Consider the following 14,138-nt stretch of genomic DNA (forward strand, 5'->3'; position numbering starts at 1 on the left):
ATTATTCAAGTGGTCTTTTTCTATATACATTTTGCAATTGTTCGATTACGTTATCTGCTTCTTTCATCACTCGCTCCACTACATGCTGAGCTGATTCCATTCGTGCTAATGATGACGCTTGTCCTGCCCAAAGCGACATATATTCTCCTTTATTACGTTTTGCTGCTTCTTGGCGTATTTTAGAGGTTAATACATTTTGCACTGGATACATCGGAAGCCCTTCTTCTTTCCCTTCATGCTTCTCTATAAATTCATTACGAATACCCCGTGCATATTTCCCGGAAAACGCACGAGTCACAGTTGTACTCGTATCTGTACTACGTAAAACCGCTTGTTTATATACATCATGCGTAATACTTTCTTCACTCGTTAAAAAGGCTGATCCCATTTGAACAGCTTCTGCCCCCAGTGTAAATGCCGCAACAAGCCCTTGTCCGTTCATTACACCACCTGCTGCAACAATCGGGATATGAGGGACAGCTGCTACTAACTGCGGAATTAATGCGAACGTCCCAATCATAGCGTCCTGTTCTTTCCCGATAAACGTTCCTCTATGCCCCCCCGCCTCGCTACCTTGACCGACAATAATGTCTACTCCTAATTCAGCAAGTACTTTCGCCTCTGCCACATGAGTAGCTGTTCCGATGACTTTAATTCCTCTTCTTTTCAATTCATCTATTTCTTCTTTTTCTAACGTTTGAAATGCAAAGCTAACGACTGGCACGTTTTCTTCTACTAACACTTGTAATTGTTCTTTATAACTTTTTGGAAGCTTTAACTGCTCTTCTTCCTCTATACCGAATTCTCTATTCACTCCGCTAAGTAATCCCTTGGCCAAATTTATCTTCTCTTCTTCTATTTGTATCTCTTTCGTTAGCAGTAAATTCACACCGAAAGGCTTATCCGTTCGTTCCCTTATTTTATAAATTGCATCACGAATTTGTTCAGGGCTCATATAGCCTGCTCCAAGCGTTCCTAATCCTCCGCTATTACTTACAGCTGCAACAAGCTCAGGCGTCGTAATTGCACCTGCCATACCCGCTTGAATGATGGGATACTTAATTTGTAATGTATCTATAACTCGACTTGTAAACATCATTTCTCCTCCTATTCCCTTTATATCTTCTTTATTTGACAAACTTTCCCCTTCTTTTACAAGGATTGAACTTCCTATGAAGCGAATATATTGAAAGTGAAGGAGGCTGAAAACAATGATATATCCAAATGCATTACAACAAGGTGATACAGTAATGATTATTGCACCGTCCGGCCCACCAACAATTGAAAATGTATTAAAAGGGGTAAACGTACTACAAGAAATGGGTTTATCTGTAGTAATCGGGAAGAGTGTTTATGAGAAGTACGGATATTTAGCTGGAAGGGATCAAGTTCGGCTCGATGATATACATGAAGCATTTTCAAATGATGAAGTAAAGGCCGTTTTCTGTGCACGAGGTGGTTACGGAAGTGCTCGTCTCCTCCCTCACATTCAATATGAAATCATTCAGCAAAACCCTAAAATCTTTTGGGGATATAGCGATATTACAGCTTTACACACTGCCTTTTCACGTTATGCAAAGCTTGTTACTTTTCATGGCCCAATGGTAGAAGAATTAGGTAAAGGTGTAGATTCTCTTTCTTTATCTTCTTTCAACCAACTATTTCACCCATATTCAACTATCTTATCTGCTTCAGAATGTATCGTACCTAGCTCTTCCCGTACAGTTACAGGTCAGTTAGTTGGCGGCAATTTAGCGGTGTTAACGAGTATCATTGGCTCCTCCTACGAGATAAATACAGCCAATAAACTTTTATTGCTTGAAGACATTGGGGAAGAACCGTATCGCGTTGATCGTATGTTAAATCAGCTACTTTTATCTGGAAAGTTTAATGAATGTAGTGGTGTTATTTTTACAAGTTGTCATGACTGCACTCCTTCTAAACCATCTCAATCATTGCAAACAATACTATATGAATATTTCACTTCATATGCTATACCTGTCCTATTCGGTTTACCGATTGGACATATAAGCCCAAACATCGGAATCCCTCTTGGAGCTACAGCGACAATAAATACAAATAATAAAACACTCTCTATTTCTTCTGGCATAGCCACTCCGTGTTCAAATTAAAAAGGAAAAGCGATTACGCTTTTCCTTTTATTTATAATAATTAAAAATTCGTCCAGATGCGATATCTGCAATTTCTTCTGGAATAAATGTTTTACTTATATCAGTACCGACATTTAATACGGCTGTAGCATCTTTCTCAATACTACTAAATAATTCTTTCCCACGTATCGTAATAAGGGGTGTTCCTTCTGGCAACACGTCTTTTACAAATTCCATTTGTGTAAAGAACGGAACGATCCATCTACCCTCTCCTTGGAAATGACGCAAACGAAGTATCCCTTCTGTTGCCCCTTCCTCTGCTTCTAGTGAGCCAGCAACATAAAACTCAGTAGATAAGAGCAATTCATAAAATTCCTTTTGCTTTTGTTTGTCATCCCCTGCTACAACAAGTACTTCTTCTATTCTCTTTACCGGAATTTGCTCCATATGATGCCACCCCTATTTTCAAAATAATTGTACTTAAATTATACGAAATATTCTTATTTTTTTCTACATAATTCGCAATTATTTTCTTAAAATAATTTCAATACTTCTTTTGTCGTCATAATTGTAGCAAACTCTTCATGTAAATTTACAAGTGTCATATTATGAATATCTTCTGCACTATACTCTTTACCATCTAGACCATTACGGTTAAAAGTAGCCGTCGCATCACTCACTAAATATGTTTTAAATCCTAAATTCCCTGCCATTCGTGTCGTAGTCTCCACACAATGATTTGTCGTTAATCCTACAATCACTACTGCATTACATTTGTTCTCTCTTAATTGCTCTTCTAAATTTGTCCCAATGAATGCGCTATTAACAGATTTTTGAATAACCACTTCACCTGGTAGTGGTTGCAACTCTTCTTTAAAGTTGACTGTTTCCGCTCCCTCATAAAACATCGACTGATCATTTTCTTTATTTACATGTTGAATATGAAAAACTGGTCGTTTCCTTTTTCTCCATTCTGCTAACAAAATTCTCATATTTTCTTCAGCAAAAAGATTATTTCTCTCACCCCAGTATGGTAATTGAAACGCCTTTTGTACATCAATTATAATAAGTGCTATTTGATTATTCATCATTTTCTCCTTCTTTCGGCTGCAATTGAAACAGAAAACCCAATTGTTGTGACGCAGTAATAAAACAAATATAAGCGCAAAGCTCTACAATTTCTTTTTCCGTCCAGTATTGTTTCAACACACGAAACATATTGTCATCTATCGCTTGTTTATCATGAACAAACGTATGTGCAAAAGTAACGGCTACACTTATTTCCTCTACTTTTTGCATATCATCAGGCCTTCCCTTTGCCATACAGTACGGACATTCATTCCCGTAAGCTAATGTTCTTCTTACTTGCTCCTTCAACTCTGCCGAGAGAGTTCCTTTACTATACAATGTATTCTCTACCATACTCCATGAATGTAATAACTCTGGATTATGCCCTAATAACTTTTGAAACTTTGTATTTCCCACATTTGATAATGAAATTCTCTCCATCATTTCCCCTCCTATTTCCTTCTATTTTATTGTAAAATAAATAAAGTTCTCTTTACATTTCATATGAATCTTAATTTATATTTTTCCTTTACAAAAATTATCATTTTACTGGAGGTATATTTACAAATGCAACTAGACCGTGTTGATCGAAAAATTTTAAATGAATTATATAATGATAGTCGCCTTTCCATGCGTGAATTGGCGAAACGAGTAAACTTATCTGCTCCGTCTACTGCAGAACGTGTTCGTAAACTCGAAAGTGAAGGCGTGATCCAAAAGTACACAATCGATATCGATTATAAAAAAGCAGGACTTGTTTTAGACTGTATTTTAGAAATCACTTTAAAAAACGGTGATACAACACGTATGCAACAGTTTATTCAGTCCTATCCATCTGCAAGTTTTTGTTACCGCGTAACAGGAAGCTTATGCTACATTGTAAAAATTTCTGTTCCTTCACTCGTTGAACTTGAAGAATTTATTAATGATGTTTCTTCATATGCAACGACTGTTTCTCATATCGTATTATCAGAAATATCTCTTACTCCTGATATTGAACATATCTTTCCAGAAGATTAATTAATTTTTATTCATAAAATATATAAAAACCCCTTACAATAAGAATAAAAATAATATATTATGTATTAAAATACATATAGTTCGAGAAAGGGGCTTTACATTGAAAATCTGGTTTTATGAAAAAACGGCACAATTAGATGACTTGCTTGGCATTTGGGACAATGTTCCGACTATCCCTCGAATTGGTGAAAAAGTTGAGATTTTAAAAGCAGTCCGCACTGTTACAGATATTAAATATGTAAAGAACGGCAATAATTTTCGTGTGGAAATTATCACAAAGTAAAAAGTAGCTCACAAGGAGCTACTTTTTACTTATCTATCATGCGCTTTCTTTATAACGATTTTATCGTCTTCTACAGATACTGTTACATAATCATTTTCTTCTAACCCGAGCTTATTTACAGCCTCATCTGGTAGCTCTACAGCCATCAATCTATCTGTTACAATCACTTGACTATACACTTCATTTTCTTGTGATGCACTCACTACTTTTTCCTCATTTATGAAGCGCACTGGTGGCACACCCACTTCTTTTACCGTACGCCATTGTTTCCAAACGTAAGGAATTAACCAAAGTAATCCAACAACTGTAAGACCGATACCGATCCATACATTACTTTGCGCTTGTAATTCAGGAATTGAAATTGCGCTACTCTCTTCTCCGCCAACAAATTGCATACTTGTTGCAATGAAATTATTTAAAGCGTGTACAGCGATATTCGTCCATATATTTTGTGTCTTTATGTATAAAAGACACATAACAACACCAAACATGAACGCACCAATAACATCAAAATGTCCTAAGCCAAAAATAATGGAAGATATAATGACAGCTTTTTTAATCCCCCATTTATAAGCCATTCGCTGTAAAAAGAAACCTCTAAAAATAACCTCTTCCATAATAGGTGCTAATACACATGCTGAAATGAAAGTAAATATCGTCATATATATGTTACTCGTATTAATAACAGTTCCGTCTTCTAACATAGTAACTAAGAAATTCGGTAACGTATGTGCTAATATGTAAAATTGAATATGAGATATACCAACGGAAAAAATCATTCCCATTATCGTTGCTAATACAATTAATCCCCACGGTAAACGTCCTGGTTTATCAAAAAAACTATTGAATACAACATTATTTTTATTTGTTTTTACGTATAACCAAAATAACGGAAATACAAAAAATAAAGTTATTTGTGAAATAACCTCCATCGTATTCTCAGAAACATTGGCTAGACTTAATGGGATCATCGTAAGGAACAATCCTATAATCATCCATCCAAAAAAGCTGCGTAGTCTTATACGTGAAAATGCATAGTGCACATAGAACACCTCCAAAGATAGTAAAAATAAATGGTGTGATAACTAAATATTAATATAAATATAGTTGAAATTCTTCCTATTTTTCTCAAATTATTTCGAACGACATATATAGTAATTTTTTCTTTCCTTTGAAATCTATGAAAAAGTTATGTAATAAAAATCCCCGTTTTTACAAGCGGGGATTTCTTTTATTATAATACGTCACGTTTTTGGAATAATGCACTTGATGCTACAAGTAATACAACAAAGTATACAGCTACAAGTAATAAGGAAGTTGTAAATGTAAACTCTGTAAATGTAGGTTCCGCTCCGCCGCTTACTAATTTATTGCTATCGTACACACTTAAATTTAAATGGAAAAACACTACAAACTTCGCTACACCTTTTGCAAACATCATTAACATCATATTAATTGCTCCTTGTAAGAAGAAGAGGAACATCGTAATAATTAATGGTAAGACAGACTTTCTAAATACGTTCGCTAAGAAAAATGCAAGTGTCGCAAAGAAGAGCGGTGAAAGTACTTGATATACAGTAGATTTCATTACGATTCCTAACGTTAATTCTGTTTTACTACCATCCATTACGATTCCGCCGATAATCATTGAAATGATCATGTTAGCAAATATGATAAATACTATAGTAAGTAATACTGTAATATATTTAGAGAATAAAACTGTCATTCGTTTTCTTGGACGGATTAATAGCTGCTTAATTGTACCTTTTTGAAACTCATCCGTAATCATACGAGAAGCAATCGTAATTCCAAAAATTGTTGCAAACAAAGTAATTAAACCAATCTCTGAACTTGCAAAATCTAAATAGGATCCTTTAAATTCAGTTCCGTCTCCCCATTTCAGCATCGCTAAAACTCCCAAAATCTCCAATACTGCAATAACACCAATTAAAATATACATACCTTTTTTCGCATGCAACTTTAAAAATTCATTTTGAATTAATTTCAACATTACGCTTTCACTCCCCCTGTAATCGCTAAGAACTCGTCCTCTAACGTTTTATTTTGAACAGTAACTCCGTATACAAGCACATCGTCATTCACAAGTTTCTTTACAAGTTGTGGAATTTCTTCTTTCGTTACAGATACTACAATGACATTTCCTTGCGCCTTACCTTGAACGATTTCATTTGCTTTCTGTACTTGATCTACTTCAAACGCTACAACTACTGTCTCATCATGTTTTGCTTGTTCATGTAAGTTGTACTCTTGTACAAACTCACCTTGCTTAATAATAACGACGCGATCACACATGAGTTCAATTTCACTTAATAAGTGACTTGATACGATTACAGCAATATTCTCTTCTTTCGCTAAACGTTGTAAATAATCACGAATTTGACGAATACCAGCTGGATCTAATCCATTTGTCGGTTCATCTAAAATTAAAATTTTCGGCTGATGAAGTAATGCCTGTGCAATTCCTAAACGCTGTTTCATACCAAGTGAATATGTTTTCACCTTTTTATGAATCGCATGCTCTAGTTCAACAAGCTTTACAATCTCAGCAATGCGCTCTTTACTAATTGGTGTAATGGCCATGTTCGCAAAATGCTTTAAGTTTTGCATTCCTGTCATATAATCATATAGTTCAGGATTTTCTACAATTGCTCCAATTTGCTCTAGTGCCTTTTCACGCTCCGTGCGAATACTATGACCACAAATTGTAATATCGCCCTCTGTCATTGAAATAAGACCTGTCATCATACGAATTGTCGTCGTTTTACCACTACCATTCGGTCCAAGGAACCCGTACACTTCCCCTTCGCGAACTTCAAATGATAAACCGCGAATAATTTCCGTTCCACCAATCCTTTTTCGAACATTCTCCAACTTTACTACTACGTTTCCCAATGCCGATTCCTCCTTTAGACTTCTAGTTTTTTATCGATTATGCGACCTGTTATATAAACAAGTAGAATAAATATTCCTATAGAAAAACTAAGGCTATATAAATTCATAAGTTTTTCCGGATAGAGCAACACATCCGCCCCTGATGATTCATCTATATATACTAATTTTTTTATTAAAGGTGCAGTAGGTGCAAGACCACCCAACATTCCATATATAGTACCTAATAATTTTGTTACTAGTAAAAATAAGAAAAATATAATTGGATATTTTAACTTCTTCTTTTTCAAAGAAAACACTTTAACGCTTGCTACTGAAAAAAGTAATACTAGCAATATGCTAGATAAATTAAATACATATAACATAGTACTAAAGAGGTGCTTTAGTGGATTGAATACACTTTGTGTAAATAATACTTCATAGAGCTCTGTACCTTTTATTATTTTCATAGAAATACCATATAAAAAAATAGAGCCTATTAATTCAAAAATAAGTAAATAAATCACAGCATATAACAATATTGCTAAAACAATCTTTTTACCGGATATCGATGTTAACCGAAATAATGTGCTTTCAGTCATTTTTCCAAATGCAGACACCGCCTGAATAACTATCATTGCTAAAAAAGTTATATATACTAGAATAACGAAACTAACTATAATTGTTTGTCTTACTTCTCCTGATTCTTGCTTAATATAATTTCCCAAACTTACGAAAGCTACAGCGACAACGAATATAAATGATAACAAAGAAATAATTATTTGCTTTTTATTTATATTGTACATATATATTAAGCTCGGCTTCATCTACTAAACACCTCCTTAAACACCTCTGTAACAGCTTTTCCTCTCTGAAAACGCAACTCTTCTACATTTTCATACAATACAATTGCTCCATCTTTTAAAAAGATCACTTCATCAAAAATATTTTCAACTTCATTTATTAAGTGCGTCGAAATTAGTATCGTACAATCTTCGCGATAAAACTGTAAAATAAGTTCCAGTACGTGTGCCCTAGAAATGAGATCAATTCCGCCTAGTGGTTCATCTAGTACATATAACTTCGCTTTCCGAGAAAACGTTAAAATAATTTGTAGCTTTTCAACCATCCCTTTTGATAAAGCTGTAATTTTTTCTTCTAACGGTATTTTAAATTCCGCAACCGTATCTACCGCTTTTTGAATATCGAAGTCTTTATAAAAATCTCGGTAGAAAAATAAAAAATCTTTTACCGTCATCCAATCATCAAATACTGGTTTATCCGACATAAAAGAAACAATTTCTTTCGTTTCTAATCCTACCTTTTGACCAGCGATTGTAATGCTACCTTCAGAAGGGTGCTGCAGACCAGCAATCATTTTCAATAACGTCGTTTTCCCGCTCCCGTTATCTCCAACAAGCCCTATAATTTTCCCTTCAGTAATCTCTATGTTTAATTCACGGATCACAGCTTTCAATCCGTACCTCTTCCATAAGTTTTCTATTTTTAATAACTCTGTCATTCGCTCTCCTCCCTTTTCTCATGTAATGAAGAACGAAGAATTGTAACAATTTCTTCTTCTGAAAAACCTAAATTGTCCATTCCATCTATAAAAGAGTGAAGTAATTCTTTCGCCATCTCTTTTCGCAGCTCCATAATTTTCTCCCCTTCATTCGTTACATATCGTCCCATTCCTCTACGCGTTACAACAACTCCATCTCGTTCTAGCTCTTGAAATGTACGCTGAATCGTATTTGGATTTACTTGTAATTCACTCGCTAATTCACGTACAGAAGGAATTTTATCACCAGGCAATAAATGTCCTGTTACGATTTCTTTTTTTATGTATTCCATTACCTGAATGTAAATTGGTGTATTTGGAGAAAACACTATTTTCATTTCTTCCCTCCTTTTGTATCGGTGTACTAGTTAAATAATACACTGATACAAAAGGATTGTAAATACCCATTTACTTACAAAAAAATTCTATCCGTTAGCTAGATAGAATTTTTCAAACAGAAATCGTTATAAGAAAATAATAGTGTTATGTAAACAAAACCATAAAGAAAAGCTGTCTTATCAATGAATAAGACAGCTTTTCTTTATGATCATATATTAAAAATTAAACACGAAGTCATCATCAGATAACTTTTCAACGTTCGTTGCTTTTACGTAACCATTTCCTTTTACAGAGAAGAAATCATGGTTTTTCGTATCTGTACGTAAACCATTTAAAACGATTGGGTTAATTTCTTCCTCTTCAAACTTCGGCTCAAGTCCTAAGTTCATAAGTCCTTTATTCGCATTGTAACGAACGAAACGATTTACATCTTCTACAAGACCGATAGAAGTGTAAATTTCTTCTGTGTATGCCATTTCGATTTCATATAGTTCCATTAATAACTCTTGCGTTTCTTTTTGCACTTCTTGTTGATCTTCTGCAGAAAGTTCCGCGAAGATTTGTTGTGCTAAAATACCGACGAATACGCCGTGAATTGACTCATCACGAATTATTAAGTTAATAATCTCACCACTTGCTGTTAGTTTTCCTTGACCAGCTAAGTAAAGCGGATAGAAGAATCCACTATAGAATAAGTAACTTTCTAAGAACACACTTGCTACCATTGCCATGTATAACTCTTTTTTCGTCACTTCAGGTTTTAATAAACGACGATAGTAACTCGTAATAATACCAGCCTTTTTCTCAAGTAACGGATGAGTATCTACCCAGTCAAAAATCTCATCGATTTCTTCTTCAGTAGCTAATGTTGTAAAGATATGACTGTAACTCTTCGCATGTACTTCTTCCATTGCACCCATGAAAGCTAATACACTCTTCGCTTGTAAATTTTCAAGATGAACAAGTACAAGTGGCATCCCTTCGCCGCCTTGTTTCGTATCTAAAAGTGTTAAACCACCTAATACACGCTTATAAGCAATTTGCTCTTCTTTTGATAATTGCACCCAAGTATTTTTGTCAGAAGACACCGCGATTTCTTCTTCTGTCCAAAACTGAGCGATGTTTTGCTTCCAAAACATTAAACTAAAATCATCTTCTTTTTTGTTCCAGTTTACCGCACGCATTCAATCGCCCCTTCTCTAAATATGATAACTAAGCATGAGCAGGGTTCAGAAAACCCTGCTCATCATGTCTCACTTTTTATATTAAACGGTACAAGCCACACACTCTTCCACGCTTAATTTACGCGTTCTCGTATAATACAGACTCTTTAAGCCTTTTTTATGTGCATAGATGTAGTAACGTGCTAATTCACGTGTTGAAATATCACTATTAACGTAAAGAATTGTACTAATCCCTTGGTCAATATGTTCTTGAATTTCTGCGATTAAATCAATTAATTTAAACTGATTCATATCGTAAGAAGATTTATAGTACCAGAACGTATCTTTTGATAAATACGGCATTGGATAATATGTTGTCGCATTCGCATACGTTCTTGATTCGATTTGACTTACGATCGGCATTACGCTTGAAGTTGCATTTTGAACGTAACTGATTGATTGTGTCGGAGCGATAGCAAGACGATATGAGTTATATAAACCATTCTTCTGTACTTGCTCTTTTAAACTTGTCCAATCTTCTTTTGTTGGAATATGAATTCCTTCAAATAATTGCTGAACTTTTTCAGTTACTGGACTGTAATCTGTCGTTTCATACTTTTCAAAGTATGTGCCGCTCGCATAATCAGATTTATCGAAGTCTTTAAATGTCTCGCCTTTTTCTTTAGCGATTTCCATACTTTTCTCAATAGAGTAGTAATTTAACATCATAAAGAATGTACGAGCGAATTCTTTCGCTTCTGCACTTTCATAAGCGATTTTATTTTTTGCTAAATATCCGTGTAAGTTCATTGCGCCAAGCCCTACTGAATGAAGCTCATCATTAGCTTTTTTCACAGTTGGTGCATTCGGAATAATCGTCATATCAGAAACAGCTGTTAAAGCTTCCATTCCCGCATGAACCGCTTCACGAATTTCTTTGTTTTCCATTACATTTACGATATTTAACGATCCTAAGTTACAGTTAATATCACGACGAATAATGTCATCTGTACCGTAATCATTTATTTCAGAAGTTTCTTGAAGCTGGAAGATTTCTGTCTCGAATGTTCAACCGAGTTCGCTACTCCTCAGTCCGTTGCTCATGCAACTGCTGTATGTCACCATACAGGACAGACTATATCATCACCTACAGCATTACCTGATTAGGTGCTCCGCTTTTCGAACGCCAATCGCTTGCGCTCTACTCCCATAAGGGATAGTCGTTAGGCTTTTACTTATCTTAATCTTTCAGAAAGTCTCTTATTACTTTATGTTGTCCCATAACTCTGCTATACAAAATAATAAGATACATTCTGAACTTTTATATTTTCATTCTAAGATAAGATTTAGCACGGTAGGTTACCTCAAATTTGAGGCTTTCCCCGTTTAACGGAGTTTTCGACTAGCATTTCTACTAGAAGGTGCTACATATTTAACACAAGTTCGACATCTTCACAGTTCCAATATCCTTCAGTGGATGTTGATTATTTGCATTTGATTTAAACATTAAGTACGGATAACCCGACTCAAGCTGAATCATAGCAATTTTAATAAGCATATCACGTGCACTAATATCTAGCGGCTTCTTCTTCACTTTCGGATTGCTCATTAATTCATCGTACATTTCATCGATATCAATGTCATCTAAATGCTTTCCGTATTCTTTATACACCGTATAAGGCGCGAAAACATGGAAAGGTTCGTTTTTCTCAGCAAGCTCAAAGAACTTACTTGGAACGATAATTCCGATTGATAGAGACTGAATACGGCTCTTCTCATCGGCATTTATTTTTTTCGTATCAAGGAATTCAATAATATCCCAATGGAAAATGTTTAAGTATACTGCGCCAGCACCTTTTCGTTGGCCAAGTTGATTCGCATATGAAAACGAATCTTCAAGTAATTTCATAACAGGTACTACACCACTTGCAGCGTTGTCGATACCTTTAATTTGCTCACCGCGTGCGCGTAGCTTAGATAAGTTTAAAGCTACTCCTCCGCCGATTTTTGATAATTGCATTGCAGTATTAATGTTAAAGCCGATTGAATTTAAGCTATCATCCATCTCTAACAAGAAACAAGACACCATTTCTCCTCTTCTGCTTCTTCCCGCATTTAAAAAGGTTGGTGTCGCTGGTTGGTAGTTTTGTTTGACAATCATGCTTGCGAATTGTTTTGCCTTCGCAACATCACCGCGTCCTAAGTATAATGACACAATTGCTACACGATCTTCATAGCTTTCTAAGTATTGTTTTTGATCATTTGTTTTTAACGCATAATCTTTGTAAAACTTAGATGCTGCCATATAAGATTGGAACTCGAAGTTTTCACCATAAGCGATGTTATATACCTCTTCTACTTCCTCCAAGTTATACTCGTCCAGAACGTTGTAATAGTAATCATGTTCTTTCATATACTCCATTCGCTCTGCCACGCTATTAAAATGAACGGTATTCTCTCTAGCTTCTTCCATAAAGACTTCTAATGCCTCTTTATCTTTATGAAGCTGATAAAAACCGTCCTGCATTTGCGTGATTTCATTATTCAGTTCAATGTGTCGCAATCTCCCGCACCCTTTCCTTAAAATATTCTACATCGTTATTTGTTCCTGATAACTCAAATTTTGATACAATAGGCACTTCATATTTAGCAGAAATTTTGTCAGCACTTGCACCGAACATGTCTCCCCAGTTACGATTGCCGCTTGCAGATACGCCTTTTAATTTTTCATTATTGCGCTCTAAAAATTCTAAAACACGTTCTGGTACATTGCCAAAACCTGTTGTATACGTAATTAAAATAAAATCTTCATCTATTACTAGATCTTCACCAATTTGAACGGCCGGCATATTTAATTTGTGGATGAAACGCTTCACGTTTCCTGTCATAGAATCATATGCAACTAACATTTCCGACCCTCCCTTTTCAATCTATACTCTCTGTATGTTGTTTCTTGATTTCTCTATATATTGTATTACGTTTCAAAATAAGACACAAGATATATGTATAAATTCTTTCTTTTTTTAACTTTTACTTTTCGACAAGACCGTCGATTTTTTTCAATACAATGACTATGAAACAACATTCTAAAACTCATGTCAATAAAGTGCTTTTCAAAAAAGTTGTCAACGAATTTAACCTTATTTTTAAAAAAGTTAACAATATATTTTGTCATAAAACGGCAAATGCTGGAGGAATATATTTCTCCAGCATCACGCAAAAAAGAACAGACATGAAACGATAATCTGTTCTAAAAAACGATTACATTTATCAACTTTACTTTATTAAATATTATACATATACTTTCGATTCGCGTTACATACTAAAAGATAACTATTATAGAAAAAGATTATTATTATGGAAATTCAAGTTATTTATGAAAAGATTATGCAGAGTACTCAATACGCAAAATATCTTTTACAAATATATGATGTGGATTTTCATCTTTATCAATCATTGTACATACAGGAGCTTCTTCATCAAAGTATACAATCATTCCTTCTATGTACTGATACGTATGTTGAACTTGTACAGTTATTTTAATTTCTACAGCCTCTTCATATGCTCTTTTTATTTTCTGAAGCATTTTTGTCGAACACTTTCTTTTCTCTGGATACATGACCATTCCCATAAATCGGTTGCCGGCTCTATCTTTCCACATATAATCCCAATGCGGTAATATGCCTTGTTTAAAATCGCCCATA

General features: G+C 34.8%; 17 protein-coding genes and 1 pseudogene. 3 read left to right on the top strand and 15 right to left on the bottom strand.

The window, feature by feature from the left end:
• Window position 1 precedes the first annotated feature (1 nt).
• Window positions 2-1,096, bottom strand: a complete 1,095-nt coding sequence (locus FH036_RS21555) for an NAD(P)H-dependent flavin oxidoreductase (RefSeq protein WP_000495253.1) — start codon at window positions 1,094-1,096, stop codon at window positions 2-4.
• 115 nt (window positions 1,097-1,211) lie between these two features.
• Here FH036_RS21555 and FH036_RS21560 point away from each other — a divergent pair, with 115 nt between their 5' ends.
• On the top strand, window positions 1,212-2,132 hold the full coding sequence (locus FH036_RS21560) for a S66 peptidase family protein (protein ID WP_000640094.1): 921 nt from the start codon (window positions 1,212-1,214) through the stop codon (window positions 2,130-2,132).
• A gap of 27 nt (window positions 2,133-2,159) precedes the next feature.
• On the opposite strand, the gene FH036_RS21565 is transcribed toward FH036_RS21560, so the two are convergent.
• The 3 genes from FH036_RS21565 to FH036_RS21575 all read right to left on the bottom strand — a co-directional run bounded on the left by FH036_RS21565 (window position 2,160) and on the right by FH036_RS21575 (window position 3,620).
• Window positions 2,160-2,558, bottom strand: a complete 399-nt coding sequence (locus FH036_RS21565) for an SseB family protein (protein WP_000435209.1) — start codon at window positions 2,556-2,558, stop codon at window positions 2,160-2,162.
• An 86-nt stretch (window positions 2,559-2,644) separates the two neighbouring features.
• Window positions 2,645-3,199, bottom strand: a complete 555-nt coding sequence (locus FH036_RS21570; RefSeq protein ID WP_001064616.1) for a cysteine hydrolase family protein — start codon at window positions 3,197-3,199, stop codon at window positions 2,645-2,647.
• On the bottom strand, window positions 3,192-3,620 hold the full coding sequence (locus tag FH036_RS21575) for a carboxymuconolactone decarboxylase family protein (RefSeq protein WP_000439766.1): 429 nt from the start codon (window positions 3,618-3,620) through the stop codon (window positions 3,192-3,194). Before FH036_RS21575 ends, FH036_RS21570 begins: the two co-directional genes overlap by 8 nt.
• A 126-nt stretch (window positions 3,621-3,746) precedes the next feature.
• Between FH036_RS21575 and FH036_RS21580 the strand changes: the two genes are divergently transcribed.
• The gene (locus FH036_RS21580) at window positions 3,747-4,199 is read left to right on the top strand and encodes an Lrp/AsnC family transcriptional regulator (protein WP_001175495.1); all 453 of its coding nucleotides are present in this window, start codon (window positions 3,747-3,749) and stop codon (window positions 4,197-4,199) included.
• 100 nt (window positions 4,200-4,299) lie between these two features.
• Window positions 4,300-4,482 (top strand): DUF3913 family protein, encoded by a 183-nt coding sequence (locus FH036_RS21585; protein WP_000707103.1) that lies wholly within the window; start codon window positions 4,300-4,302, stop codon window positions 4,480-4,482.
• Between the two features lie 29 nt (window positions 4,483-4,511).
• Here the strand turns inward: FH036_RS21585 and FH036_RS21590 are convergent, their stop codons facing one another.
• The 11 genes and pseudogenes from FH036_RS21590 to FH036_RS21645 all read right to left on the bottom strand — a co-directional run bounded on the left by FH036_RS21590 (window position 4,512) and on the right by FH036_RS21645 (window position 14,137).
• Complete coding sequence (locus tag FH036_RS21590) at window positions 4,512-5,525, bottom strand: CPBP family intramembrane glutamic endopeptidase (RefSeq protein WP_000558799.1); 1,014 nt, start codon at window positions 5,523-5,525, stop codon at window positions 4,512-4,514.
• Window positions 5,526-5,716: 191 nt separating this feature from the next.
• Entirely contained in the window at window positions 5,717-6,493 is a 777-nt protein-coding gene (locus tag FH036_RS21595) for an ABC transporter permease (protein WP_000916000.1), read from the bottom strand.
• The gene (locus FH036_RS21600) at window positions 6,493-7,395 is read right to left on the bottom strand and encodes an ABC transporter ATP-binding protein (RefSeq protein ID WP_000528824.1); all 903 of its coding nucleotides are present in this window, start codon (window positions 7,393-7,395) and stop codon (window positions 6,493-6,495) included. The genes FH036_RS21595 and FH036_RS21600 overlap by 1 nt, the downstream gene beginning before the upstream one ends.
• 14 nt (window positions 7,396-7,409) lie before the next feature.
• On the bottom strand, window positions 7,410-8,198 hold the full coding sequence (locus FH036_RS21605) for a hypothetical protein (protein ID WP_000804803.1): 789 nt from the start codon (window positions 8,196-8,198) through the stop codon (window positions 7,410-7,412).
• Entirely contained in the window at window positions 8,195-8,893 is a 699-nt protein-coding gene (locus FH036_RS21610; RefSeq protein ID WP_000137715.1) for an ABC transporter ATP-binding protein, read from the bottom strand. Before FH036_RS21610 ends, FH036_RS21605 begins: the two co-directional genes overlap by 4 nt.
• Window positions 8,890-9,270, bottom strand: a complete 381-nt coding sequence (locus FH036_RS21615; RefSeq protein ID WP_000706234.1) for a GntR family transcriptional regulator — start codon at window positions 9,268-9,270, stop codon at window positions 8,890-8,892. Before FH036_RS21615 ends, FH036_RS21610 begins: the two co-directional genes overlap by 4 nt.
• Before the next feature lie 216 nt (window positions 9,271-9,486).
• Window positions 9,487-10,455, bottom strand: coding sequence for a class 1b ribonucleoside-diphosphate reductase subunit beta (gene nrdF, locus FH036_RS21620; protein ID WP_001203038.1), 969 nt, complete (start codon window positions 10,453-10,455; stop codon window positions 9,487-9,489).
• A gap of 81 nt (window positions 10,456-10,536) precedes the next feature.
• Window positions 10,537-11,487 (bottom strand): ribonucleotide reductase large subunit, encoded by a 951-nt coding sequence (locus FH036_RS21625; RefSeq protein WP_073536430.1) that lies wholly within the window; start codon window positions 11,485-11,487, stop codon window positions 10,537-10,539.
• A 382-nt stretch (window positions 11,488-11,869) separates the two neighbouring features.
• Window positions 11,870-12,997, bottom strand: a pseudogene (locus FH036_RS21630) (ribonucleotide reductase N-terminal alpha domain-containing protein); the annotation flags it as partial.
• The gene (gene nrdI / locus FH036_RS21635; RefSeq protein ID WP_000959450.1) at window positions 12,984-13,343 is read right to left on the bottom strand and encodes a class Ib ribonucleoside-diphosphate reductase assembly flavoprotein NrdI; all 360 of its coding nucleotides are present in this window, start codon (window positions 13,341-13,343) and stop codon (window positions 12,984-12,986) included. The gene nrdI and the pseudogene FH036_RS21630, both read right to left, overlap by 14 nt.
• Before the next feature lie 476 nt (window positions 13,344-13,819).
• The gene (locus FH036_RS21645) at window positions 13,820-14,137 is read right to left on the bottom strand and encodes a hypothetical protein (protein WP_139896217.1); all 318 of its coding nucleotides are present in this window, start codon (window positions 14,135-14,137) and stop codon (window positions 13,820-13,822) included.
• Between the last annotated feature and the right edge of the window lies 1 nt (window position 14,138).

Origin of the sequence: Bacillus sp. CD3-5, assembly GCF_006349665.1 — a bacterium.
GTDB lineage: Bacteria > Bacillota > Bacilli > Bacillales > Bacillaceae_G > Bacillus_A > Bacillus_A paranthracis.